Source organism: Acidicapsa acidisoli, from assembly GCF_025685625.1.
Taxonomy (GTDB): Bacteria; Acidobacteriota; Terriglobia; order Terriglobales; family Acidobacteriaceae; genus Acidicapsa; species Acidicapsa acidisoli.
In genome coordinates this window covers 612988-636799 of record NZ_JAGSYI010000002.1, presented here as the reverse complement: position 1 = coordinate 636799, position 23812 = coordinate 612988, and the positions used below count along the sequence as shown (strand labels likewise).

Here is a 23812-nt window from a genome sequence, read left to right as displayed (position 1 = left end):
CTATCATGCGCCGCATTCTCCTGGCCTTGCTTCTCGCCGTTGCCGCCGTTCCAGCATTCGCCCAGGGCGCGCCTCCGCAGGCCGCCGCCAATGCGCCCTACACCATCGAGTACTACTACAAGGTGCAATGGGGTCATCAGCAGGAGTTCCTTTCGCTCTTCCTCAAGAACCACTATCCGCTCCTCAAAAAAATCGTAGAAACCGGCCGCATGTCCTCCGTCAAGATCGAGTCCCCCGCATACCACACCACCGAAGATGGCCGCTGGGATTATCGCGTCACAATCACCTTTCCGAACTCCACCATCGCAACGACTGCGAATCCGCAGGAAGAAGTGCTTATCAAGCAGCTTTATCCCGATCAGGAGGCCTACAAGCGCGAGGAGCAGCGACGCTTTGAAATTCTGGTATCCCACTGGGACCTGCCCGTCACGGATATAACTCCGTCCAAGTAGCTCGTGTCTTCCTCGCTTTAGCGGTCATGGCTGTTCGTGTATCATGACGCGGGTATCATGAAGTGTCGCTTATACCAGGAGTCACCCCGAATGACGGAAATAGAGATATCAAAGCAGGCGCGCGCCGATGCCATTGCTTCGCTTCGGCGTTACTTTGAGGAGAATATGACGGAACCCCTTGGCGAACTTCCCGCAGGCCTGTTGCTCAACTTCTTCCTCGAAGAGATCGGACCCACCATCTACAACCAGGCAATCTCCGACGCGCAGACGCGCATGCAGCAGCGCGTTTCCGATCTGAACGGGGAACTCTACGCCGATGAGTTCCAGCACTGGATCAAAGTCGACGCCAGGCGAAGAAGCCGAAGATAGCAGGACAGGGAAGTCCCAAGGTAGTCAATGACCAATCACGAATCTCAGTTCGCCATCTACCCGAGCATCAAAGGCCGCCGCGTACTCATCACCGGCGGCGCCACCGGCATTGGCGAAGCCTTTGTGACCGGCTTTGCTCAGCAGGGAGCACGAGTCGCCTTCTTCGACATTCAGGATGAAGCAGCCCGTCAATTGGTCGACCAGATAGAATCCAACGGCCACCCGAAGCCAGATTACATCCACTGCGATATCACCGATCTGGACGCAGTTCGCACATCCGTGTTGAGCACAATTGAATCCCTGGGTGGCCTCGACATTCTCATCAACAACGCAGCCAACGACCTGCGGCAAACCGTTGAAGAAGTGACCCCTGAGTCTTGGGACCGCCTAATGGCCGTCAATCTACGCCACCAGTTCTTCGTGACTCAGGCAGCATTGCCTGCGCTGAAGCAATCCGGCTCCGCGTCGATCATCAATATGAGTTCCATCTCATGGCTGATCCCATCGGTCGGCGTGCCGGTCTATGTCACCGCGAAAGCGGGAATCGTCGGTCTCACCCGTACGCTTGCGCACGAAGTAGGCAAGGATAACATCCGCGTCAACGCCATTCTGCCCGGCGCTATTGTCACCGAAAAGCAGCGGAGGCTCTGGCTGACGCCTGAATACAGCGCCGAGGTCCTCGCCAATCAGGCCCTCAAACGCCATCTTCTTCCGGACGAGGTGGTACGCCTCGCTCTCTTCCTCGCTGCGGAAGACAGCAGCGCAATCACCGGACAAAGTTATATCGTCGACGGCGGCTGGGCCTAGGGAAGCACTAGACCGTCGACTCAGAAGCGGATCATCCGCCTGCGGTTATAGCTTCGGAGCTCGTGGACCAGAAAATATATTCCGAAACAGATCGCCAGAAACGGTCCCCAGAAGACCCATCCTGGCTCAACCACGCGCTCGCCTCCGACGCTGGCGGTCGAAGCAGTGCGCAACTCGCCAAACATGACCACTTCATCCTGGCCGACGGTAGCGTTTTCGCCCATGCGAACTCCGCCGAAGAAATTCACCAGGTCATGGCCGATTGAGGAATTGTCGGCTATCTTCACATCGCCGAAGAAGTCCACGACATCATGGTTGGCGTGGCCGTCAATGCGCACGCTGCCGAAAAACGCAACAATATCGCCATTGACGTTGCCCTTCACATTCACGCTGCAGAAAAAACAGACGGCATCGTGGATCGTCTCACTCGGCGCAACGTTGATTGCATTTCCAAACTGAACCACATCCTGAGCCGCAAGCGCTGGAGTCACCATCCATCCGGTCGCGAGAACAAAGATAAAGATTCCGAGGATACCGCGTAGAAGTCGAACCGTGGGATACGAATTTCGTGGCACGGCAGCCCTCCTGAGAGCGAAATACGCGCCGAGCCATTCCGAAGTTCCCGGAATCCGCCGCGCATACGCCAGATCGCCACTCCCATCCAATTGAATCCCGCATTCTATTGGAATTTTCCAATCCGCCGATAAGGAGGATTGGTATTGGCTTTGCATGGAATGTGGCAAGTCATATTCCGCGCTTACCGGAGGGAGGTTCGGCATGCATATTCACACACCATGGCTCCGACTGCGGGCAGTAACGCTCTCGCCGGAGCCCAGGCCGTAGAGAACGCCCAGTCGCTGCGGCGGGCTCGCGAACTGCGGGATGCAGCCGCGAAGCTCAATGCTGCGGCGCTCGAAATCGGGACGCCGTTTGAAACGAAAGCCAATTCGCAGGCGCAGGAGTCTTCGCAGCCATCCACTGCGGCTCCAGTGTCCTTCTGGGCGTAATTCTGGTGATGGGTCAATTTGAAGGGTACGGGCTTCAGCCCGTACATTAAGCCCGGCAATATAAAAGGGGTTTAGCCCCTGAGGGTCGGTCTTTTTTCAAACTGACCCACTGCCGTAATTCTCGGCAATTGTCCACAATTCTCATGGATGAGAGCTGGACCGTTCAACTCCAACCCACGTGTCCAACCTACGCGGTGATCGTTACTTAGAAAGGCAGGGAACGCTATGCAGATCAACAACACGTCCGCAACGGCAGCCAGCCTGGCGCAGTCTCAGAGCACGACCAGCCTAGTGGCTCAAAATACTGTTTATTCCACCAGCGTCGCAGGCAAGACCTACTCGACAGACATCAGCCTTTCGGCAGGGGAGTACGTCGCCACCGTTCCCGACCTTCCTGGCGTGAGCGCGACGGGAAGCACCCTGATCGAGGCCGAAAACAATCTGGACACAAGTATCAACCTGCAGGCCTGAAAACGGAGAATCGGGCGCGGATCTGTATCAGCCGCGCCCGATTTCGAAACCGATAGGCTTGTGAACTACGGTTGTCTTAGAACTCAAACCGCATCGCCAACTGGATTCGTCGAGGCGGAGCGACCGTCGTAACTTGTCCAAACTCCGACGAACTCTCCACCTGATCCACTGCCGTCCCGTTCTCGTGGTTCAGCACGTTGAATGCGCCTGCGGAAAAGCCCAGCTTCGGCGATTCCTCTTCCTTGCTCTGCGTCAGATGGAAATCGTGTCCCCAGCGGACGTCGAGATCAACATAGTTGGGCAGGTTCTCCGAGTTGCGCGCCACGCCTTCCGGCCGCGCATTAAAGAGATCATCGCCATAAGGATCGGTGCCGGTCAGCACCGTCCACGGTGAACCCGCGTTGGCGAAAATTCCCACCGCCAGATTTGCGACGCTCTCATGGTTGAAGATGGCATACATGCCAAGGCGATTGCGACGGTCCCAGCTTGAGTTCGCCCACTCGTCATTGGGTGCAAGCTGGTTCTGCGGAAACCATCCAATTCCTTCCTGGTTGGACTCGAAGTGCGACCAGGTATAGCGTCCGAAGCCGGTAAAGTACTTGTTCAGCGCGCCGTGGAAGGAAATGTCCATGCTATTGCCCATGAACGTTCCCTCGGGTTGCATCTCGCGAATACGTCCATATGCTGGGTTGGGCCGCTCGGTGTAATTGGACTCCGGCGTCGGCGCATTGATATCCACGGAGCGGAAGCGGTCGTCGCCGCGCACGGAATACACGCTGATCGTTCCGACCGCGCTCTTGCCGAAGCCGCGCTCGATCGAGAGTCCATACTGAATCTGATACGGCACCTTTGCGTTCGGCTGCAACTCCACCAGGTTATACGGCGCATCGGCGACGCAGCTGGAAATCGAATTGCCGAGACACTGTGGCTCGGCTACCGGATTTAGCGAAAGGTTCACAGACCGCCGCAGCCCGTTTTGATAGCGGGCAAGATCAATGAGTGGGCCAGAGCCAAAGCGGTCGTAGTAAACACCGCCGCCGCCGCGGAGCACAATCTTGCGGTCTGGGTTAATGGCCCACGCGAACGACACGCGCGGCGAGAAGGTCAACCGATCCTGCGCCAGAAAGTTCTGCCAGTCATAGCGCAGTCCCGGAGTGAGCGAGAAGCGATCCGTGATCTTCCACTGATCCTGCGCAAAGGCACCCGCCTCCTGCTGGTGATAGACAAAGCGCGAAACGCCACTGTTTTCCGTAAAGGCAGACGGCAGGTCGGCCGCCTGATTCTGTAATGCGGTGGCTATGACATTTCCATTCGCACCCAGCGTCGGCGCGAAGGTATAACTCCCCTGATCGTTGGTGTTATCGTCGAGCACGCGCCGGTCGATATGCGGAATGCTGGCGCCGACTTTAACGGTATGTCTTCCATGAGTCCAGGTAACCATATCGTTTAGCCGTGCGTTGTATTCCGTGGACACCGAGTCATTCTGCGCCGATCCGCCGACATAATCGCCGGAGACACTCACTTGCGGCGCTTCGATAGCGTTCTGATTCTGTCCGCGATCATGCTCGAATACGAGCGAAAGTTGGTTCAGGAGTACCGGCGACAGCGTGGAATCGATGTGAAAGATTACGTCGTCTTCATGGTAGCGGTTGGTGTAGCCGGCGGCAGCCAGCGTCTGGCCGCCAACGCCCTGATTCTGAGCATTCCAATCCTGGTAGGAATACTGCGCATAGGCCGAGTGCCGGTCGCCGAACTGGTGCGACGCCCGTGTGCTGAATTCCGTGTCGCGCGTGGGCGCCGGAACGTTGGCCTGGAATAGTCCCGTAGGATCGGCCGTCGTGGGCGCAAGCGTGGCCACCACGACTGCATCCAGATCCTCTTCTGCCCGATTGAAGGTGATGAGAAATCCACTGTTCTTGGCATGTGGAATCGGCCCGGTGACATGCCCCTCATAGATGCGCCGCTGCTCAGCAGGCTTGGTCGCCGCCAACGCATTCTGCGCGTTCAAAGCCGAGTCGCGAAAGGAAAAATTGAACTGGCCGTGATAGTGGTCCGCGGCCGATTTGGTGATGATCTCCATCTGTCCCCGGCCGGGCCAGTAATACTGCGCTGAATAAGGGTCCTGATTGATGCGAACTTCCTGCACTGCAGAGGCGGAAACCGTTGCCCGGTTTGCCTCCACGCCATCGACAAGCAATCCCGCGCCGCCGGTCCCTTCGGTGCCGGAGTCGAGAAAGGCGCTCATTGCCGTGGCGTAGTCGTTGTCAAAGATTGGTAACGCTTTCAAATCATCCGCACTCATGACCGACGTATCGGAATTGGCGTCTGTCGCGGTCAAATCGACGCTGCTGCCGGCATTCACATTGATCGTTGTCGACGCCGCCGAAATCGGCAGCACGATGTGCAGCATGGGTGTCAGAGGAGGCGCGCTCTGCGGCCCAAGCTTCACCACTGTCTTCACCGTGTCGAAACCCGCCTCCGACACAACCAGCGTGTAGTCGCCGAGCGCCGGAGCAGCCAGTTGAAAATTACCTTCGCCATCCGAGTGCAGTGTTGCGGCTACCGCGCCTTTGCCGTCAACAAGGTCCACCTCGGCGTTGGGCACAATCGCGCCGCTCGGGTCGGCTACGGTTCCGCGCACGACCGCTGCCGGGGCAGACGACGCCGGGCCATTTCCGAGTCCGATTGCCGGGTAGGTGGCGGTGAAGCTTCCGGAACCGGTCACGCCCGGCCCGGCCGCAGGCAGGGCAACTGCGGTAAAGGGAAGTGAAATCAGTGCAATAACAGGAACGGACAAGGCAGAGGACAGAGCAGTACAACGAAACTTGACAGAGTGCAAGGGTAGCTCCTGACCCGCATGATAAACGGGGAAATAAATGGACGTACCTGACAATTTAATGACAACTCAATCTATGGACGTTTCAGCAGCGAAATTTGTTCACGCTACAATTTCCGCACCGCCGAGCGCCAGGGCCCAGGCGGAGGCGTGATCGGCAAAAGCGTCAGGCGTGACGTCTTCCAAAGTATCGGAGGCCAGACCGAAGGTGCATCCCATCGCCCAGGCTCCTGCGTTGCGTGCGGTCGCGATGTCAATGTCGGAGTCGCCGATCATCACTGTTTCCGCTGGTGTTGCGCCGGATTCTGTCATCAGAGTTTGCAGGCCGAATGGATCAGGCTTTTTTGTAGGAAAGCTGTCGCCGCCATAAATGCTGAAAAAATAAGGAGATAATCCAAGGCCGTCGCAGATTGCCCGGGCTGGCCCAACGGGTTTATTGGTCAGGACTGCCATTTTGCGGGCGCTGCCATCGGGGAGGGTTTTCAGGGCTTCGAGGGATTCGAGAACGCCGGGGTAGACGGTGGTGTAGTCCAGCTTGTGGGCGCGGTAGTAGGCAAGGAAGTAGGCAAAAGCTTCCTCGAAGAAAGCCTCGGCCGGGGCAGGTCCGTTGGCGGGAAGCTCGCCGGGGACGGCAAGAGCGCGGCGGATGAGCATGGCGGCGCCGTCGCCGATGAAGCTGGCGATTACTTCGTCCGGCAGGGGACGGAGGTGGAAGTGCTCCAGTGTGGCGTTGACGGAGTTGCAGAGGTCCTGGCAGGAGTCGATCAGGGTGCCGTCGAGGTCGAAGACCAGCAGTCGGATGGAGTCTGTTGGCAGGGGGCGAAGAATTCGCAACATGACTCCAGTTTACGGGAAAGCGGGGTCTGCGGCTTTGCGGCAGGTAACGAGGAGTGTTCTACGGGTGTTCTACGTGGAACATTTTACGGGGGTTTGGGGCGCTGGGATGTGTCAAGGGAGTTTGTTGGATGTGGTTTGTTTGCTTATAGATACGGTTACGGGGAGTTTGGGGTGATTGTGATCCGGTTTTCAGGTGGTTTTGGGATATAGCGGTGGCGCTATATGGGCGAATAAAAGGAGAATTTAGAGGGGTAGGGGTAGATGTTTTGGGGGCGTAAGTCATTTCGATTGTTTGGATTATGGTAGGAATTTGGTCGCTAAAAGGGCGTTTAGGGCGGTTTTTGTGCGCATTTGCAGCTGCGGATTCTTCCCGGGTGGTGACGGATGGACGAGCGCGTCTCACGGCAGGGCTCGTCTCACTTTATTCTGGCTGATTTGAGGGTAATTCTCGGCAAATGCGGCTTGCTGTTCACGGAACCCAGTTTGGGCTGATGGGCTGGCGCAAGGTTTTGGCGTGGCCCTCAACGTTAACCTGCTCGGAGGAGACTCCGATGATGACGAGGCAGCCGGATTCATTGGGCAGGATCTTCAATTGGAGCGCCTGGATCAGCTCCTGCGCGAGCTTCCCAGCCTTTCGGATTGGTCTGGGCTGAGGTCCGCATCGGGAGAATTGCGAGGGCTATCATTTGGGCAGGCAGCCAGGAAAATCGCTCTCGACGATCGGGGGCGAAGTCATGCGGTTCAGGGTAAGCGTGCGAAGTGAGGATGAACGTTGACCATCATCTAGCCCTTGCTTTCGCGGGCTCAACGGGGACTATCAGGACCGCCAAGATTTCCAATTGAGCGCGGAAGGCGATTGCTACGCCGGATACTGTCTTTGATGACTTCCCTAGGACAACGAGTAATCGAAAAAGCTGGGATTTGCATCTTCTTCTTGTTCTTGGAGATTTCAAGTCATGCACGATCCACTGTCATGCCAGCGAGGCTAAAGCTGCAGGCCGTTTTCGATCTTTTGCAACAAAGTCGGGGGTATCCTTTCCCGATCGATTTCCTTACGCCTAAATGCTTCTTTGAGCAGTCTCAGGACATCTTTTCCCGGGCATCTTCTCCGGGTTGAATTCTGAAATACTTCTACGGCGAACCCTAGAAGCTTCCTTCCTGATATATCTACGAGATCGCGGTGCCAAGCTTCATTTGCGTCCACGTCTGGAGTTGCGCCAGGCCTTCTTATCACTTCCAGCCCCAGGGATGCTGGGATGTTCGAGTCGAATATCAAATAGTCGATATTGGTAGGATGATCACGATTCGCGGCTAGCGCCGTAAGCACCCGCTCAAGGTTGGCGTCGTCTCCGGTAACTTCCCAAACAGACATACTGTTGTCTGTGACTCTCAGACTCATTAGGCAGTCCGCAGTAATGTCGCCCGGTTGGACAAAGCTCGGAAGCAACTCCTTGTCCCATAGTCTCTTGTTAACTGTGATAAGAAGTCGAGACACTAGCACCCTCTTAGTTGCTGGAGGACTTGCCTCATGTCCGCTTTCAGTTCAGTCAGTTTCTCTGATGCGATCGCCCGTTCGATCATAGGTATTGCCAACTGATCGTCCATATAGGCTATTCCGAGAGCGGCGCTATCGCGGACAACAGCAAATTCGGACGAAATGGACAGCTCTAATAATAGAAGTCTAGTTGAGCGGGTAAGGAGTTGTTCCGCACGCCCAACCCACCTTACAGCTTCCGCCCAGACAGTGGGGGAAATTGAGGAATCTTTGAAGAGTCTATTCAGAATACTGAAAGGATCGGTGCCGAAGGTCTTCACCAGAGTCTCCAACTCCCTTGAAAATTGGCTCTCCATGCCATCTTCGAATCGCTCTTCGGTGGCTCTCTGAAAAGCAAGCCTGAATTTGTCTTCCGTCTCGTGATTTCTGGCACGGACGAAAGGCACCTTGCTCCTATAATATCCGTTTTCCAAATCAGTAAAGGAATAGATTGGTCCGGCCGAGTTTTCTTGGAATCGGCCGACTCCTCCGCGGTCAGTTAGCAGGAGTGTAGTTCCGGAAAGGTAATTCTCGAATTCGCCAATCTCCCCCGATTCGGTTGTAAGGATTACGGGCCCCGACACGCCACTTTCTGTGCGGCCAGCTCCTACTATCCCTGATGGGTTTGTCGGAACCAGTTTGTTAAGTTGCGGATTGCGCAAAATAAGTCCCGAAGCTCTCTCAAATGGTTTAGGCGCTGTGCTGATCATGGATTCATAAGCATCGACAGTAACCTTTGCAATTGAGGGTGGGCAAGACCACTCGAATTCGGCCGGGATTGCTGTATGGCAGGCACTCATTGGATGTCTCCAAACTCAGTGATTTCCATCGCTAGCTCACAGAACTCTGCAGTTAGCCCGGTTATGATTAGCTGGCTGAACCCCTCCACATACGCGGGGTCCGTATTGATGTCCAGTTCAATGCGGCAGGTGGTTTCGCCGTCGCCTAGTCTTTCCATCTGTGCCTGTGCAGGATTGTTAATCGAGAATCCAAATGGCACGAAAAGGTTAGCGGACCATTTGCTTAGACGGTTGATTTGCAATCCAAGAGCGACCTTCGACTGCCTTGGTCGATTTATTTGATAGGCCAATTCGCTCGACCCGTCTGCGTCAATTGTGACAGCGGGCAGATACTTAGCTAGTCTCCTATAAGCGTCTTGCCGGCTGTTCATCTTTTCGTGCACTATTGCTCCGAGAGCTAATCTGGCGGCGGAGGGATGACCCGCGATCCACGTGGTCATGAGCTTTTGGAAGAAAGGCAACGTCTCATTGAGGGGACCCGCCCAGCGAGATATGGGTGGAATACCTTCTTGCTGTTTCGGAGTTAATAGCCAATCCACGCGGCCTGGGTTTGTAGTTAGAACCAACCCGTAGGCGTCAATTGGGCCCGCCTCTTGGAGGAAGCCTATGTTCGGCCGAGAATTCCGAATTTCTGGTTCGACGCCGACCAATTCAGTCCACCAATTTTGATCGCCGATCTTCTCAGCGACAGGGAGGAATACAGTGAACCTCAACAATTCAGTCTGAAGCTGGCCGGGGGGGGCGATTTTTCTGCGTTCTAGATTTGACATGTCGTTGAAAAGATGGGGATTTTCCCTACCTAATTAGTCGGATGAGATTAGGGTACATCATTTTACCAATATTCATCTCGGATGGAGGTTTCTCGCCGTGGTTCTGTGAGTTGGGCCGCTGTATTAAGACCCAGAAACCATTTCGCAGTCCGAATACATGTGGTAAGGGGATCTAACTGATTCCCTCCAGTCATATTATCGTCATCGGGCACTCGTTCTTAGGTTGTTCTCGTAAAGTATTGATTGTAAATTGCTTAACTGAATTAAGCCAAATGTCTAACCCAAAAAGCCCAAGCCGACGGGCTCTGAGTCTTATCGTTGTTCGAGGCGCGCGCCAAAGATGGGACACCTCTTCGCTAGGGCTGAGATTCAAGGGGAGTGCGGGATTCCGTGGCCGGTTTTTCAGTGGCCTGAAGGCCATTGCTCCCCTCTGTTTGCGTCGTTGGGGTGGTGTTCGGTCAGATTGTTGATCACTTTCTTTGAAAATAATCATTGCAGATGGAATTGGCTTTCCCCTATACTCCGCGAATCTCAGGAATTCAATTCAAGGAGCGCTCCCGAATGTCGAGACGATTTTTTCAGCGATTCACTCAAGCGGTTTTGATGTGTTTGATGATGTTCCTCGCAAGCCTGCACCCCGCATTTGCGCAAGATCGCAGCCAGGGCAAGATTCTTGGCGGATACTTCGAGGAGTGGAGTATCTACTATGCCGGGTATAACATCGCCAATCTGCAACAGAATGGCGTGGCGGATAAGTTGACGCACCTTATCTACGCGTTTGCCAATGTAACTACCAGTCCTGCGCCTGCCTGCTCGATTGCCGATAGCTGGGCGGACTATTCGACACCTAATCTGCCGAGTGTGAGCGGTGTGGCGTATTCTGCGCCGCTGTATGGGAACTTTGGGGCGATTCAACAGCTTAAGCAGCTTCATCCTAAGTTGAAGGTGCTGATGTCGATTGGAGGCGCTTCGGCTACGAACCTTGCGGGCTTTGTGAGCGCGTCGAGTACGCAGGCCGGGCGGCAGGCGCTGGCTGCTTCGTGCATTGATATGTTTGTGAAGGGAAATATCGCAACGGGTGTTACGGCTCCTGGTCTCTTCGATGGTTTCAATATCGATTGGGAGTTTCCGACGTCGGCCGATACGCAGAACTTTACGGCGTTGCTGGCGGAGTTTCGCAGTCAGTTGAATGCTCTGAGCAAGACAACGGGCAAGCAGTATGTGATGTCGTTTGACGGGCCGGCGGGCGCGCAGAACTATGTGAACATCGATCTGAAACATGCTGCCGAGCAGGTGGATTTCATCACCATTGACGGATATAACTATGCCGGGTCGTGGGATACGCAGACGAATGATGCGTCTCCGCTGTTTGATTCGAAGAAAGATCCTTTGTATGGGCAGGATCTTGATATTGATTCGACGGTGGATGCTTATCTGCGTGCGGGGGTTCCGCCGTCGAAGTACACGATGGGATTGCCGCTCTATGGCGCTGGCTGGACTGGCGTTCCGAATGTGAACCATGGCTTGTACCAGAGTTCTAAGGGGCCGTCGGCGGTTCCGCTGGCGAATGGGACGGGATTGTGCACGGATTTGAGCGGGGCTACGTCGGGTTGCGATACGTTGCTGACTCCGGGGATTGCGACTTATGGGACGCTGGCTAACTTGAAGGCGAATGGGTACAGCAGTTACTTCGATGCGCAGAGGCTGGCGGTGTCGCTGTATGATCCAGCGTCGGAGACGTTTTATACCTATGACGATCCGACTACGGCGTTTCTGAAGATGCTGTATATCGATGTCAAGGTTCCGGGTGGGCTTGGCGGCGCGTATGTGTGGGCTCTGAAGGATGATGACGCCAATGGGACGATGGTGAAGACGATGGCTGCCGGGCTGGGCCACTAACGATAGCAAAGGCAAAGACAAGACCCCACAGACGGATGAACGTCTGTGGGGTTCTTTTTTGCTTTGAACGCGAGTCTCAGAATCCCAGGTCTCAGAATCGAGACCTGGGGCACCCGCACCCGCATGGATGTTCGTTATTCGGATTCGGCTACGAATACGGCTGTGGTCATGGCGGGGACCGTTGCTGTGCCTGCTTTGGAGTTGAAGGTTGAGAGCTTCGTTGTGGGGTCGGCGGAGTTTTGCTGGACAGGGTGCAGGCGGAGTGCGAGGCCCTGCAGGCGGCTGTCGGTAAAGGTGACGGAGGCATTGGTGGCGTTGAAGAGTACGACGATGTGTTTGTAGGCGCCGTAGTGGCCGCCGTTGGCGTCGAGCTTCATCGCGATCAGGCCAGGGGTCTGGCTTGGGCCGGTGTTGAGGAAGGTGAGGTTTTGCTGGATCTCTTCGAGGGTGGCCATGTGGAAGAGGTCTGAGCTATAGCGGATTTGCAGCAGTTCGTTAAACGCTGCCTGGCTGTAGGCGATATTGGCGGGCAGCGGAGTGTAGGCGGGGTTGCTGAGCAGCGGTGTCATGATGGGCCACTGGCTCTGGTTCTGGCTGGCGATGGGCAGGCCTATGCCCCAGTTGGCGGTTTGGCCGGACCAGTCGATCTTGTTGAACCAGTCGCCGGAGTTGTAGCTGTTCTGATCCATGTCTTTGGAGCGCAGGAGGTCGTCGCCGCCCTGGTAGAAGGGGATTGCCTGGCCGAGGGTGATGAGGCTCATGCCCATGATCTGGCGACGGGCGCGGGTGGCGATGGTGTCGCTGAAGCTGGACTTCAACTGGACGGCATCGAAGAGGTCCTGATTGTCGTGGACGGAGGCGTAGTTGACGGCTTCGATGGGGCTCTTGGTGTAGCCGGTGGGCTGGCCGTTGTAGCTGATCTGGGCGCCGGTAACGGTGGCTCCGGCGCTGTCCATGAAGGTGAAGTCGCGCAGGTTGCCGGTGAGGCCGACGTCGATCCAGTCGGAGTATTGGAGGAGCTGCGATTGCTGCTGGCTGGATGAGAGCGTGCTGTTGGTGAAGTCGCTCGGGTCGGTGAAGACGCCGGTGGCGAAGCCCTGGACGCGCTCGTCGGTGAAGGGGCTGCCGCCGCGCGTGCCGTCGCGGATACGGTCGTTGAAGGTGCCGACGCCGAAGCCGTAGAGATTGACCTGCGAGGCGTTGGGGCCGATCTGGTTGTTGACCGTGTCGCCGAAGTTGAAGCCTTCGCCGTAGAGGTAGATTTTGCTGCCGTCGACGCCGTCTTTCTCAACGGTGAGCGCTTGCAGGGCTTTCTGGATGTCGGTGATGTTGTAGGTGAACATGAAGCTCAGGATGTCGAAGCGGAAGCCGTCGATTTTGTACTGGCGAGCGTTGAGCAGGAGCGAGTCGATGATGAGCTTCTCCATCATTTTGTGTTCGCTGGCGGTGTCGGGGCAGCAGGAGCCGGTTTCGAGGTTTCCGCTGGCGTCGAGACGGTGATAGTAGTTGGGCACGACTTCGTCGAGGTTGGAGTTGGGGCCTTCGCCGCTGGCGTTGGTGTGGTTGAAGACTACGTCCTGGACGACGCGGAGGCCGGCTTTGTGGAGGCCTTTGACCATGACGCGGTATTCGCGGACGCGGTTGTCGGGGTTGATGGCGTAGCTGCCCTCCGGAGTCATGTAATGGACGGGATCGTAGCCCCAGTTATATGCGGGGTTCGATTGGCTGGCGGTGACGGCGGCCTGTTGCTGCGTTCCGTCGGGCGGGAAGGCGGCGAGGCCGCTGGGAATGACCCAGGTGGACTTATCTTCGTTGACGCTGGCGAAGTGGAAGGACGGCAGAATATGGACGGCTTTCAGGCCGCTCTGCACGAGGGAGCGGAGATGCTTCATGCCGTTGGAGGTCTGGTCGTCGAAGGCTTCGTAATAGCCGCGATGGGCTGCGGGGACGGTGGGGTCGTTGATGCTGAAGTCGCGGACATGGAGTTCGTAGAGACTTAGATCGCTGAAGCTGCGGAGGGACGGGGAGTTTTGTTCGTCCCATCCCTGGGGCTTGGTTTCGTCGGAGTCTAGGTCGGTAATGCGGCTCTTTGTACCGTTGAGAGCGATGTCGATGGAGTAGGGATCGCTGGTGACGTTGGTGTCGACTGCGGAGTCGGATGGGACCCAGACTTTGACGCTGTAGAGGTAGTACTTGTCCTTCCAGCTTGCATCGCCGCCGGCTACCCAGACGCCGTTGTGTTCGTGCATGGGAACCGTGGCGGAAGGGGTGGTGTCGGCTTCGTGATCGAAGAGCTGGAGCGAGACGGATTGCGCGGTGGGCGCCCATAGTTTGAGCTTGATGGCGTAGTTTTCGTCTTCGGGCCAGTCGGACCAGGTGGCTTCATCACGATGAAAGAGGACGCCGAGTTTGCCGGGGTAGTAGTAGAGGTCGTCGAGGACGCCTGCGTCCTGGATGCCGGTGGCGTATTGCAGCGAGCCGTTGGAGCCGATGGCGGAGAAGGCGAGCTGACCTTGGAGGAAGGTTTGCAGTGCTGCGACTGTTGTGGTGGCGGGGAGTTGGAGGACGGTGTAGCCGCTTAGTTGTGGATAGCGAAGGAGTTCATCGGCGGTAAGCGTTCCGCCGGCGGTGAGCGGAATGGTTGTGCCGCCGGTGATGCCGGTTGGAGTCACGGAAAGGCCGCCCGTGAGGCTCGAACTAAGTACGTAAGTATCTCCGCTTTGCGCGAACTGCGGCTGGATGGCGACCCGCTGGCGATCGAGCCAGTAGGCCTGCTCCACGTTGAGCAGGCTGTCGAGGATCTGGGTTGGTGTCGGCGTCGACGTGAAGACTGTGGCATTGCCGGAGATGGCCCAGGCTTGCAGGTTGGTGGCGACGTCGAGGTTCATGTTGGGGCCGGGGTCTTTTGTGCCGGTCGCGGTGTTGTGAATGATGAATCCGAGGTTTTGCGCGTTGGGAATGAGGCTGATGTCGAAGTATGCGCCGTAGGTGTCCATGCTGGTGACGAAGGTAAGCCCGTCGTTGTAGTCGCCGGTGTATTCGGCGGTGTCGTTAAAGGCGTAGACGGACCAGTTGGCGTAGTTGCCGTCGGGCCGGTAGTAGTGAATGCGGGCATAGCCGGGCAACAGTGCGTTGGGATTGGTGAGGCTCGGCTGGCTCTTGTAGAGCTTGCCGATTCCGGTGTAGCCCCAGTATTCGAAGCCTTCGGTCGTGGGATCGACAAACTCATTCGGACCTGGGTCTTTCTGATCGCCGCCGGATGCCGAGGGATTGTGGATGATAAGGCCGAGATTCTGGGCGTTGGCGACGACTGCTACATCGAAGTATGCGCCGTATGAGTCGGTATTGGTTACAGGCACGAGGCCGCTGTTGTAATCGCCTGCGAATTCGGTTGTATCGAAGAAGGCGTAGATCGTCCATCCGCTGTAATTGCCGTCCGTGCGGTGGTAGTGAACGCGGACGTATCCGGGCAGAATGGCGGTGGGATTGGTCAGGTTAATCGGCGATGTGTAGAGCTTGGCTATGCCGGAATAGGCCCAGTACTCGAAGCCCTGCGTTGAAGGATCGACGAAGAGATTGTTGGGGGTGTCCTTCTGGTCGCCGCCTGAGGCGGTGGGGTTGTGGATGATGATTCCGACTTCCTGCGCGCCGGTGGTCACGCCGACGTCAAAGTAGGCTCCATAGCTGTCGGTTCCGGTCACCTGAACAGGGCCGCCGCCGTAGTTGCCGGTGTTTTCGGTGGTGTTGTCGAAGGCATAGATTGTCCAGCCGCTGTAGTTGCCGTCCGGGCGAAAGTAGTGAACGCGGATGTGGCCTGCGGGGATCGCAGGATCGGACCACGCAAGGACCGAGGACGATGCGAGAATGCAAAGCAAAAGCGCGAGCATGTACACGGCCTTGCCAGGAAGGCGCGGTATGGAAGTCCGGAATCTCATTGGTAGCTCTCCCGTAGACATTGGCTATATTCGCGTTGAATTCGAGGAGTGGCCGTTCGCGTTCGCCGCGAGGTCGCGATGGAAGCGCCGCGAGATTAGTTGACCGGAAGTGGCGATGTCAAGGGATTTGCGACGTCCTCGGATGCGATCCGAATGGGAAGATTTGGCTTCTTCGCTGCGACTTTCAACGCAATCGATTTAGTTTGCGATGGGAGTTGTTCCGCAGAATTTAGAAAATACCAGTGGATGTTATCCGAAAGTTATAAGGCCCATCCTTGGCTCGTTGGGACGAGGCAAGGATGGGCGAGATGTTGAGGGGAGGGCTGATGGTTGAGGTCGCTGGCGCCTGCGCATTGCCGGAGCCAGATATCCGTTCAGCGGGTGAGGCTTGTCCAAGTGGAGAGACAAGCTGGAGTTACAAGGATGATCGAAATGTGGGCGCTCTTTTGAGGGAACGTCCGTGGGGTTAACGGTTTGCCTGGCGTTCGGCCCAGGCACCGACCAAAGGGAGCTTGAAGAGTTTGCCGTTGAGGGCGCGGACTGCGCAAAGGATCATGACGAGCATATAAGCGACGCCGATCAATGCGCTGAGAGTGAGAAATACACGCGGGCTGACGAACGAGGTCGACTGCATCAGGGAACTAAGGACGAAGTTGACGAGGAACGCGATCGCGCCGACGATGATGGATTGCCAGGAATGGAAGCGCACGTATGCACTCCGGTTGTAAGGGGCGATAGCCAGGAAGACGATCGCAGGAATTAGAGTGAGGTAGCTGACGGCTCCAAGGGAGTTGTCAGAAATACCGGTGTGGACAGTTTCGGACACAGTGGAATATCTCCTGATTCTGGGGGCGGATGGGATGAAGTGTAGCTCCGTGAAACAGTTGTTTGAAACATGAATCAGAATTCCGTTTACGTTGTAGTTCCGAAATGGGAAATCGACGCGGGGATGGGATTTTGCTATTGGAATGGGTCTAATTGAAGCGGGAGGACGCGGGGGTATTTGAGAGGGTTTGCGTGAGGGAGTGAAAGTCTGTATTTTTGACGTTAAAAAAAGGCGAGGCCCGTCCCGTGGAGCCTTTCAGACCTCGCCGAGGAACGCTTTTTAATGATGGCCAGCGACCAGTAAGCACAGGCAGGGGGCAACTGCCGTGGGAAGTGCACGGTTCGCTGGCCGTTTGTTCACTAGCGACTCGCGCAGCTAGTGGACGCGGATGTCTCCGGAGCCGGTTTCGACCCGCACTGTGGGGCCGCCTCCGTTGATTTTGCCTGTGATGTGGTGGTGGCTCTCTATCGAACCTTGCACGAGCATTTCGTGGTCGGTTTTGATATCACCTGAGCCAGTTGAGGCGTCGAGCGTGAATCCGGAGTGGTCAGGCCAGAGTTCGACGCTGCCAGAACCGGTAGTAACGCGCCAGTCTGCTTTAGCCTGACCGCCAAGCTTGATGTCTCCGGAGCCAGTCTGGGCGCGCAGGCCGCCAGAGATGTTCTTGATTTCGATGGTGCCGGAGCCGGTGTTGGCCTTAATGTCGCCAGAGCCGGATTGCTCAGCGTAGATATCTCCTGAGCCGGTTTCAACGGTAAAGCTCTCTTTGAGGCCAGTGGCGTGGATGGTGCCGGAGCCGGTGTTCAGGCGGGCGTTGACGCCGACGCCGTCATCGGTGATGTCTCCTGAGCCCGAACCGGCATCGAGAAACGCGCGGGCTGGGGCTTCGACTTCGTAATCGATGGAGATGTTGTGCATGTTCTCCTGGTGCCCGCCGATACGGAGGATGCTGCCGGTCTGCTCAATCGGCGGATGCGCGGCGATGTCGCGGACGCGGTCTTCGCTGCCGCCGAAGCCGGACGATTTGACGCGGCCGAAGACATGCACCTTGTCATCGGAGCCGGGCTTGATATGGATGTAACCAGAGCCGGTCGAGATGTGCAGCGTAACTGCGCCGGAAACGGAGAGCGTGCGTTCGAAGGTAGCCTCGCTGGCCAGCGCCGGGATTGCGCTGAGAGCGAATACGAGACCTAGTACTGGGACAGTTGCGGGAATCCAATGCTTCATATCGTTCCTCACAGGGTGATTGCCGGGTCAATTGCCGTTATGGGAGCCGCGGAGAATCTTCGCAACTGCGGCCTTATTCTCGTTGCCAGATAAGTAGCATCCCACGTGCCAAAGATGCCGGAGTGCATCATGCTCATTCTAAGTGTTTTGCGGAGATGCGGAGGATTGTTGTTTCGAGGCCTTGTCCGCATTTGCAACTCCTGTGTCCGGAAACGAACATTGCGATGAAACGCCGCATTGAGTTATCCCGCAACTAAGTGCGGGATAACGGGAACTTACTGGAGCACGACCTGGTCGCCTTCCTTGAGGCCGCTGAGCAATTCGGTAACCGACCCGTTGGAGAGGCCGACCTTGACAGGAATCTTACGCTTGCCCTCTTTCTGGGCCTTGTCGGGGATTTCGACGGAGGCGTTCTTCATGTTGTCGTAGATCACCGCATTCTCCGGGACGGTGAGCACGTTCTTGTGTTCGTCGAGGAGGATTTCGGCGTTGGCGGTCATCTGTGCTTTGAGTTCTCCGCCGGGGTTATTGATCGAGACGCGGACTTCAAAAGTAGTGACGTTGTCTTTTTCGACGCCCATCGGTGAGATCTTGGTGACCTTGCCCTGGAAGTAACGGTCGCGGAAGCTTTCAACCTTGATGCGCGCAGGCTGGCCCATGTAGACGTGGGCGATGTCGGCTTCGTCTACTTTGCCCTTGACGTAGACCTCGGTGGTGTCGCCCACAGTCATGACGAGTGTGGCCGTGGAGCCGAGGACAAGGATGGAGCTGACTGCGTCGCCGATTTCGACGTCGCGCGAGAGAACGACGCCGTCCATGGGTGCGACGATAGTGGTGTAGCCGAGCTGCTCTTCGAGCTGCTTGAGGCTGGCTTCGCTCTGCTGCACCTGGGCGAGTGCCTGCTTGAGCTTGGCGTTGTCGACGCCGATCTGAGCTTTGGAGGCGTCGCGCTTGGTGAGGGCGGCGAGGTAGTCGCGGTTGGCGTTGTCAAGGTTTTGCTGGGGTACGAGGCCCTGCTTGACCATCTCGTTGTTGCGGTCGAGAGTGACCTTATACATGGGAAGGTCGGGAGCGGCGGCGTTGACCTTATCCTGCTCGATGGCTGCTTCGAAGTTGGTGACGTTGGCCTGCTGGGCGGCGAGTTGAGCGCGCTGAGCGGCGACCTGGTCTGAGATCTCCTGCTGGTCAAGCTGGGCGAGCGGCTGACCCTTGCGGACAACATTGTTGATGTCGACAAAGAGCTGCTGCACGATGCCGGAAGCCTTGGACTTAACCTCAACCTGGGTGATCGGCGTGATTTTGCCCGTGGCGACGACGGATTTTGCGACGTCTCCGCGGGTGACCTTTCCGATCTTGTTGGGATCGAGCCGGGTGCCGGAGGCGAGATGAGCGATGCCGGCGCCTGCTCCGACGAGAACCACGACTACGACGATGCTGATCCAGAGCCAGATTCGACCCTTTTTTCTTGCAGCCACAACTGCCTCCAATGATTGCCGATTGCGGAAAATTTTAGGCCAGCCCCGAACTTTTTGCACAGATGGGGGTGGTCGCTGAGGACTCATACGTTTGGTTCCGGAGTTTGGTTCCAGAACCTGGTTGGACCTGGCAGAGGGTTCGTGAAAATCCGGTGAACCCTGCGAAAGTTTGCGGAAACTGCTGAATGTTAGACTCAGCCAAGAAAAGAGAGTCATGCACGGTCTGCCACTGCTCCAAATCGTCGCTGTCGCCATCCTGATTCTGGCTAATGGATTCTTCGTGGCAGCGGAGTTTGCGCTGGTTTCTATGCGCGATACGCGGATCGAGCAGATGATCGCCGCCGGCGTTCCCGGAGCCACCTCGGTGCGGCAGTTACAGCGCGATCTGGATGGCTTCCTGCCGGCCGTGCAGCTTGGAGTGACGCTGTGCAGCCTGGCGCTGGGCTGGATCGGCGAGCCGCTGGCGGCTGAGCTTTTTTACGGATGGATGGAAGGGCTGCCGCACGCCATTGTCTTTGCGCATATCGCCTCGGTGACGGTGGGGTTTGCGCTGATCACCTACCTCCATGTGCTGCTGGGCGAGCTGGTGCCGAAGTCGCTGGCGCTGCGCCGGGCTGAGAATCTGGCCATTGCCGTGGCCGGGCCGATGCTCTTTTTCATGGCCGTGACGCGCCCGGGAGTTCGGCTGCTGCAGAGCTCGGCGCGGGTTGTGCTGAAGATGTTTCGCGTGTCGATGACGGCGGAGGCATCGGCGCACTCGCCCGAGGAGTTGAAGCTGATTGCGACAGCGGCGCGGCGGATGGGCGTTCTGCCGGCGTTTCAGGAGCGGCTGATTCACCGTGCGCTGGAGATTGACGAAATTCCTGTGCGCGAGATTATGACGCCGCGCCAGAAGATCATTTCGATGCCTGGGGACACGCTGATTGACGCGGCGAGCGCGTCGGTGATCGACCATCAGCACTCACGGGTTCCGGTCTACGACGAGACGCGCGGGCCGGAACACATTATCGGCGTGGTTTACGCGAAGGACCTGGCGCGGCTGATGCACTTTCGGCGCACGGCGGGCACTCGGTCGGCTGTCGCTCCGTTTGTCGAACTGCGGGTGAGCCAGGTAATGCGGGATGTGTTGATGGTTCCGGAGACGAAGACGGTGCTCGATCTGATCGGGGAGTTTCAGCAGCGGCGGCGGCAGATGGCGATTGTGGTGGACGAATACGGTTCGACAGTCGGTGTGGTGACGGTGGAAGACGCCGTCGAGCAGTTGACCGGCGAGTTAAACGACGAATTTGACGACCCCGCGCGGCCCGTGCTGACCACGGCGTCAGGAGCGTTGCTCTTGGAAGGCAGCGTCAACCTGCGCGATCTGGAGACACAGATGCAATGGAAGCTTCCTCGCGATGGCGGCGTGGAGACGCTGGCCGGGTTTCTGCTGATGCGGCTGGGGAAGATTCCACGCGGTGGCGAAAGCATCGTCTTCGAAGGACGGCGTATGACGGTTACGGAGATGGATGGTCGGCGCATCAAACAGATTCGCGTAGAGCCAGTGGAGAAAGAAGTGGTTTCAGAATACTATGATACTTAGTGCTATAGTTGTGTAGATGAAGAAAGAGCCTTCAGAGGAGTTTTCCGCCTATAAGAGCAAGGCATTTGCACGATTCGCGAAAAAGGCTCGAATCTCCGACGCAGACCTTTGGAGGACGGCTTGGCTAGTCAATAAAGGCGTGATCGATGCCGATCTTGGCGGAGGAGTAATCAAACAACGCATTGCGCGTCATGGAGAAGGGAAGTCGGGTGGTTCACGCTCTATTATTCTCTTCAAGAAAGATGATCGCGCAGTGTTTGTATTCGGCTTTGAGAAGAAGGATCTTGCAAATATTAAGCCTAATGAGCTTGAGGCGTTTCGAGAGCTGGCGGAAGTGCTTCTAGGTTACACGAAAGCGGAGATGACGAAGCGGGTCCAGAATGGTGCGCTGCTCAATGTCGATGAACAGGAGGAGAGAGATAATGGCTAAGAAATATCGAAGCAACGCCATGGCTGCGATTCATGAAACTGCGGCCGATCTGCATCGCGTTGGGGGAATTGATCAAAAGACGATGCGCAAATTCGATGCACTCTGCCTCACGCCCATTCAAGAGATGACGCCAGAGAAGATTCGTGCATTGCGAGTGCGCGAGAAGGCGAGTCAGACCGTCTTTGCGGCTTATCTCAATGTGACTCCCGGCTTGGTTTCCAAGTGGGAGCGTGGAGAGAAGCATCCTCATGGAGCATCCCTGAAGCTCCTTTCACTGGTCGAGAAAAAAGGGTTGGAGATTGTTGCTTAAAGGGTTCGAGGCCATTGCCGGTAAGGATCTTGAACTATCTTCAACCTAAGAATCTCCCATTTGGCAATATTCGCACGGGGTCTGGTTTTCCGTTATAGACATAGACCCAACAGGGAAGCGTTTGACCAGTGGCAGTGAGGACTACCGGGTGCAGCTCGCGCAGGAAGAGGCTGGTTTCGGGAGAATCGATCTGGAATCCCTCGTAATCGTCAAATTGACGGAGAATATTCGCGTCTTCCGGAAGCAGGAATACCATGCCGTGAATCTGGTGCCTGGATCGGGGATTGAGGACTGCGCCGGGATATTCGCCCAGGTCGTAGAGTTCGCCGTGGATAGAGCTTTCGCCGATTGAGCGCAGCTTATTGACCGCGTGCGCAATGCAGTCTGGTGCAAGGCCCGGCTGCAAGGTGCCGTAGGTGAATAGGTAGCTGGCCATTACAGATTGAGGAAATAGACCGGGGCCATCGATGCGAGCGCAGCTCCCGCTTGCAGGGCGAGTATGCCGAGTGTTGGTTTTGGCGCGCGCGGCAGCCACTTGATGGCGAAGAAGGCGATGATCGGCAATTGACCAGCCATCAGGATTTGCCAGAGATGGGCGACGGTGCCTTCGTCTGCTTCCCGAACAATCTGGCCATTTTGAATCAATTCGCAGATCAGGACCGAGGCAAGCATTGTCAGTGCGGTAAGGGACATGGTCAGTGGAAGAAAGGCGCTTGGCTGCTTTGTGATGGCTCCGAAGGAATTTGGATCGGGATTCATGTTGCCTCCTTGCGTCGGAAAGATGCGCTCGCCGAGTGCGGAGCAGACGATGTTTATTGCCGTAGAAATGCCGCCTTCAGTGTCCTGAAGAAAAGCCTCGAACTCTGCGCCGTATCGCGCCCGCCAGTTGCGGGGATAGAGGCGGGTGAGCAGGCGGGCGAGCGCGGGTGTCATAGAGCCTCCAACCGCTTGAGGCCGGCTTTGGTGAAGTGATGCAGAGTGGTCAGTCTGGCGCGAAGGACGCGCAGACCGTCCACCGTGATGCGATAGGGTTGGCGGCGCTCCTCAGGAGGCAGCGGCTCGATCGAGCCTTGCTGCTCCAGGCGGGCGATGGCGCCATAGAGCGTGCCGGGGCCGAGGCGCGAGCCGGAGATGGCGGCAATGTCTTCGATCATGGCGTGGCCGTGCTTAGGACCGCTGGCAAGGCTGGCAAGCACAAGCAACGGAGGGTCGGAAAAATGGCCCATTTCGGGGACGTTGCCGGCTTCTACTACGTGTCGCGTACTACGCATGACGTAGTTATCGCATGATTCGTCGTTCGAGGCAATGGAATTGCGACCCTAGGAAGCGAATTTTCTGCGAGATGCAATCGCCTGTTACTGGGCCGGAAGTTTGGCCAGCCTTTCGCGAATGATCTGCGCGGCCTGCTTGCCTTGGATCGCGGCACCCTGATCGTTGAAATGCACCGCGTCCTGGTAGAGGTCGGAGTGTTGCGCCATGAGCGCGTGCTGGTCGTCGAGAACAATTCCGTTGGGCTGGATTGCGGCTTGTGCGATCGCGTTTCTGGCGTCGACCCGGGCATTCGTGGGACCCGGCTGGGTTTCCGTCCTGACCGGAGTTGATGTGGCCCAGACCAGCGCGGCCTTCGGTGCGATTGTGTGGAGTTCGGTGAGAAGCGCCGGAAATGCCGACTGATACTCCTTCTCGGAATAAGTCCAGCCATGCATACCGTTGTTGAAGTGGATGAGGCTGAAGCTGACTGCCTCGGCGGAGGAAAACTCTTCGATCTGGCGCGTGAGACGCGGGTCGCCTAGAGAGGCCGATGTGGCCATCAGGTAGACATTTGCGACGCCGGTAAGCTGGCGCTGCACCTCAGGGAAATACGCCCGCGTGATCGAATCGCCGAGCAGGAGAACATTTGGGAGTTTTGGATCAGGATGCACGGGGCGAACTTCCCAGGTCCACTCGATCTCTTCCGGCTTCGAGACAGGCGTCTGAGCAATGAGTGCGGAGTGCGCACAAGGAACGAATACAGAAGCAGCCAGAATGGCGAATTTTAACAGAAGTCTATGACCTGATTGTTTCATGGGACTTTCCCTTATCTCGATAACTGAATTGGAGTTCCGATCCATGATACTTCGCGGATACTGCGCGGTACGGAAGTTTCTCGACCGTGGTTGAAAGACTGTGTTATAAACCCGCTGCGTGGTCTTCCTGCGGATGCAATGACATCCAGAGCGGGCCTTCAGGAAGATCGTTTTCATTC

Annotated in this window: 24 protein-coding genes; 9 read left to right on the top strand and 15 right to left on the bottom strand. The window is 56.8% G+C overall.

Annotated features, from left to right (window positions below; translation table 11 throughout):
* The first annotated feature begins 5 nt into the window (after window positions 1–5).
* The 3 genes from OHL23_RS12680 (at window position 6) to OHL23_RS12670 (ending at window position 1628) form a co-directional block, all read left to right on the top strand.
* On the top strand, window positions 6–452 hold the full coding sequence (locus OHL23_RS12680; protein ID WP_263352252.1) for a hypothetical protein: 447 nt from the start codon (window positions 6–8) through the stop codon (window positions 450–452).
* A 90-nt stretch (window positions 453–542) separates the two neighbouring features.
* A complete protein-coding gene (locus OHL23_RS12675; RefSeq protein ID WP_263352251.1) occupies window positions 543–821 on the top strand; it encodes a DUF2164 domain-containing protein in 279 nt (92 codons plus the stop codon).
* Between the two features lie 27 nt (window positions 822–848).
* Complete coding sequence (locus OHL23_RS12670) at window positions 849–1628, top strand: SDR family NAD(P)-dependent oxidoreductase (RefSeq protein WP_263352250.1); 780 nt, start codon at window positions 849–851, stop codon at window positions 1626–1628.
* Between the two features lie 20 nt (window positions 1629–1648).
* Here the strand turns inward: OHL23_RS12670 and OHL23_RS12665 are convergent, their stop codons facing one another.
* Window positions 1649–2203, bottom strand: a complete 555-nt coding sequence (locus OHL23_RS12665; RefSeq protein ID WP_263352249.1) for a hypothetical protein — start codon at window positions 2201–2203, stop codon at window positions 1649–1651.
* A gap of 144 nt (window positions 2204–2347) precedes the next feature.
* Between OHL23_RS12665 and OHL23_RS12660 the strand changes: the two genes are divergently transcribed.
* Window positions 2348–2635, top strand: a complete 288-nt coding sequence (locus OHL23_RS12660) for a hypothetical protein (RefSeq protein WP_263352248.1) — start codon at window positions 2348–2350, stop codon at window positions 2633–2635.
* A 225-nt stretch (window positions 2636–2860) separates the two neighbouring features.
* Complete coding sequence (locus OHL23_RS12655; RefSeq protein WP_263352247.1) at window positions 2861–3106, top strand: type II toxin-antitoxin system HicB family antitoxin; 246 nt, start codon at window positions 2861–2863, stop codon at window positions 3104–3106.
* Between the two features lie 76 nt (window positions 3107–3182).
* On the opposite strand, the gene OHL23_RS12650 is transcribed toward OHL23_RS12655, so the two are convergent.
* From OHL23_RS12650 to OHL23_RS12625, 6 genes are all read right to left on the bottom strand, one after another.
* Window positions 3183–5945 carry a TonB-dependent receptor gene (locus tag OHL23_RS12650; RefSeq protein ID WP_263352246.1) on the bottom strand — a complete coding sequence of 921 codons (2763 nt, stop codon included), beginning with the start codon at window positions 5943–5945 and terminating at the stop codon, window positions 3183–3185.
* Window positions 5946–6044: 99 nt separating this feature from the next.
* On the bottom strand, window positions 6045–6779 hold the full coding sequence (locus OHL23_RS12645) for an HAD family hydrolase (protein WP_263352245.1): 735 nt from the start codon (window positions 6777–6779) through the stop codon (window positions 6045–6047).
* Window positions 6780–7248: 469 nt separating this feature from the next.
* Window positions 7249–7371 carry a hypothetical protein gene (locus OHL23_RS12640; protein WP_263352244.1) on the bottom strand — a complete coding sequence of 41 codons (123 nt, stop codon included), beginning with the start codon at window positions 7369–7371 and terminating at the stop codon, window positions 7249–7251.
* A 393-nt stretch (window positions 7372–7764) separates the two neighbouring features.
* Window positions 7765–8274, bottom strand: coding sequence for a hypothetical protein (locus OHL23_RS12635; protein WP_263352243.1), 510 nt, complete (start codon window positions 8272–8274; stop codon window positions 7765–7767).
* Window positions 8274–9113 (bottom strand): hypothetical protein, encoded by an 840-nt coding sequence (locus OHL23_RS12630; RefSeq protein WP_263352242.1) that lies wholly within the window; start codon window positions 9111–9113, stop codon window positions 8274–8276. Before OHL23_RS12630 ends, OHL23_RS12635 begins: the two co-directional genes overlap by 1 nt.
* Window positions 9110–9574 (bottom strand): hypothetical protein, encoded by a 465-nt coding sequence (locus OHL23_RS12625; RefSeq protein WP_263352241.1) that lies wholly within the window; start codon window positions 9572–9574, stop codon window positions 9110–9112. The genes OHL23_RS12630 and OHL23_RS12625 overlap by 4 nt, the downstream gene beginning before the upstream one ends.
* Before the next feature lie 870 nt (window positions 9575–10444).
* On the opposite strand from OHL23_RS12625, the gene OHL23_RS12620 reads away from it, so the two are divergent.
* Window positions 10445–11782 carry a glycoside hydrolase family 18 protein gene (locus OHL23_RS12620; protein WP_263352240.1) on the top strand — a complete coding sequence of 446 codons (1338 nt, stop codon included), beginning with the start codon at window positions 10445–10447 and terminating at the stop codon, window positions 11780–11782.
* A gap of 134 nt (window positions 11783–11916) precedes the next feature.
* On the opposite strand, the gene pulA is transcribed toward OHL23_RS12620, so the two are convergent.
* The 4 genes from pulA to OHL23_RS12600 form a co-directional block, all read right to left on the bottom strand.
* Complete coding sequence (gene pulA, locus OHL23_RS12615; RefSeq protein WP_263352239.1) at window positions 11917–15717, bottom strand: pullulanase-type alpha-1,6-glucosidase; 3801 nt, start codon at window positions 15715–15717, stop codon at window positions 11917–11919.
* 466 nt (window positions 15718–16183) lie between these two features.
* Window positions 16184–16543, bottom strand: coding sequence for a DUF4870 domain-containing protein (locus tag OHL23_RS12610; protein WP_263352238.1), 360 nt, complete (start codon window positions 16541–16543; stop codon window positions 16184–16186).
* Between the two features lie 375 nt (window positions 16544–16918).
* Entirely contained in the window at window positions 16919–17770 is an 852-nt protein-coding gene (locus tag OHL23_RS12605; protein WP_263352237.1) for a DUF4097 family beta strand repeat-containing protein, read from the bottom strand.
* Between the two features lie 275 nt (window positions 17771–18045).
* Window positions 18046–19245, bottom strand: coding sequence for an efflux RND transporter periplasmic adaptor subunit (locus OHL23_RS12600; protein ID WP_263352236.1), 1200 nt, complete (start codon window positions 19243–19245; stop codon window positions 18046–18048).
* Between the two features lie 214 nt (window positions 19246–19459).
* On the opposite strand from OHL23_RS12600, the gene OHL23_RS12595 reads away from it, so the two are divergent.
* Genes OHL23_RS12595 through OHL23_RS12585 form a run of 3 tightly spaced genes read left to right on the top strand, consistent with a single transcriptional unit; the run spans window position 19460 to window position 21567 of the window.
* On the top strand, window positions 19460–20827 hold the full coding sequence (locus tag OHL23_RS12595) for a hemolysin family protein (protein ID WP_263352235.1): 1368 nt from the start codon (window positions 19460–19462) through the stop codon (window positions 20825–20827).
* Between the two features lie 16 nt (window positions 20828–20843).
* Window positions 20844–21257 carry a type II toxin-antitoxin system RelE/ParE family toxin gene (locus tag OHL23_RS12590; protein WP_263352234.1) on the top strand — a complete coding sequence of 138 codons (414 nt, stop codon included), beginning with the start codon at window positions 20844–20846 and terminating at the stop codon, window positions 21255–21257.
* A complete protein-coding gene (locus OHL23_RS12585) occupies window positions 21250–21567 on the top strand; it encodes a helix-turn-helix domain-containing protein (protein WP_263352233.1) in 318 nt (105 codons plus the stop codon). The genes OHL23_RS12590 and OHL23_RS12585 overlap by 8 nt, the downstream gene beginning before the upstream one ends.
* 40 nt (window positions 21568–21607) lie before the next feature.
* On the opposite strand, the gene OHL23_RS12580 is transcribed toward OHL23_RS12585, so the two are convergent.
* The 4 genes from OHL23_RS12580 to OHL23_RS12565 form a co-directional block, all read right to left on the bottom strand.
* Window positions 21608–22003, bottom strand: coding sequence for a gamma-glutamylcyclotransferase family protein (locus tag OHL23_RS12580; RefSeq protein WP_263352232.1), 396 nt, complete (start codon window positions 22001–22003; stop codon window positions 21608–21610).
* Complete coding sequence (locus OHL23_RS12575; protein WP_263352231.1) at window positions 22003–22500, bottom strand: hypothetical protein; 498 nt, start codon at window positions 22498–22500, stop codon at window positions 22003–22005. The genes OHL23_RS12580 and OHL23_RS12575 overlap by 1 nt, the downstream gene beginning before the upstream one ends.
* Window positions 22497–22838: a PadR family transcriptional regulator gene (locus tag OHL23_RS12570; protein WP_263352230.1), complete on the bottom strand. Its 342-nt coding sequence runs from the start codon at window positions 22836–22838 to the stop codon at window positions 22497–22499. Before OHL23_RS12570 ends, OHL23_RS12575 begins: the two co-directional genes overlap by 4 nt.
* Before the next feature lie 84 nt (window positions 22839–22922).
* The gene (locus OHL23_RS12565; RefSeq protein ID WP_263352229.1) at window positions 22923–23633 is read right to left on the bottom strand and encodes an SGNH/GDSL hydrolase family protein; all 711 of its coding nucleotides are present in this window, start codon (window positions 23631–23633) and stop codon (window positions 22923–22925) included.
* Window positions 23634–23812: the final 179 nt, after the last annotated feature.

What these genes read in the sequence shown, in the direction of transcription:
- OHL23_RS12680 (WP_263352252.1), top strand. Translation starts at nt 6, where the DNA reads ATGCGCCGCATTCTCCTGGCCTTGCTTCTCGCCGTTGCCGCCGTTCCA.
- OHL23_RS12675 (WP_263352251.1), top strand. Translation starts at nt 543, where the DNA reads ATGACGGAAATAGAGATATCAAAGCAGGCGCGCGCCGATGCCATTGCT.
- OHL23_RS12670 (WP_263352250.1), top strand. Translation starts at nt 849, where the DNA reads ATGACCAATCACGAATCTCAGTTCGCCATCTACCCGAGCATCAAAGGC.
- OHL23_RS12655 (WP_263352247.1), top strand. Translation starts at nt 2,861, where the DNA reads ATGCAGATCAACAACACGTCCGCAACGGCAGCCAGCCTGGCGCAGTCT.
- OHL23_RS12645 (WP_263352245.1), bottom strand. Translation starts at nt 6,779, where the DNA reads ATGTTGCGAATTCTTCGCCCCCTGCCAACAGACTCCATCCGACTGCTG.
- OHL23_RS12630 (WP_263352242.1), bottom strand. Translation starts at nt 9,113, where the DNA reads ATGAGTGCCTGCCATACAGCAATCCCGGCCGAATTCGAGTGGTCTTGC.
- OHL23_RS12620 (WP_263352240.1), top strand. Translation starts at nt 10,445, where the DNA reads ATGTCGAGACGATTTTTTCAGCGATTCACTCAAGCGGTTTTGATGTGT.
- pulA (WP_263352239.1), bottom strand. Translation starts at nt 15,717, where the DNA reads ATGAGATTCCGGACTTCCATACCGCGCCTTCCTGGCAAGGCCGTGTAC.
- OHL23_RS12605 (WP_263352237.1), bottom strand. Translation starts at nt 17,770, where the DNA reads ATGAAGCATTGGATTCCCGCAACTGTCCCAGTACTAGGTCTCGTATTC.
- OHL23_RS12595 (WP_263352235.1), top strand. Translation starts at nt 19,460, where the DNA reads ATGCACGGTCTGCCACTGCTCCAAATCGTCGCTGTCGCCATCCTGATT.
- OHL23_RS12590 (WP_263352234.1), top strand. Translation starts at nt 20,844, where the DNA reads ATGAAGAAAGAGCCTTCAGAGGAGTTTTCCGCCTATAAGAGCAAGGCA.
- OHL23_RS12585 (WP_263352233.1), top strand. Translation starts at nt 21,250, where the DNA reads ATGGCTAAGAAATATCGAAGCAACGCCATGGCTGCGATTCATGAAACT.
- OHL23_RS12580 (WP_263352232.1), bottom strand. Translation starts at nt 22,003, where the DNA reads ATGGCCAGCTACCTATTCACCTACGGCACCTTGCAGCCGGGCCTTGCA.
- OHL23_RS12575 (WP_263352231.1), bottom strand. Translation starts at nt 22,500, where the DNA reads ATGACACCCGCGCTCGCCCGCCTGCTCACCCGCCTCTATCCCCGCAAC.
- OHL23_RS12570 (WP_263352230.1), bottom strand. Translation starts at nt 22,838, where the DNA reads ATGCGTAGTACGCGACACGTAGTAGAAGCCGGCAACGTCCCCGAAATG.
- OHL23_RS12565 (WP_263352229.1), bottom strand. Translation starts at nt 23,633, where the DNA reads ATGAAACAATCAGGTCATAGACTTCTGTTAAAATTCGCCATTCTGGCT.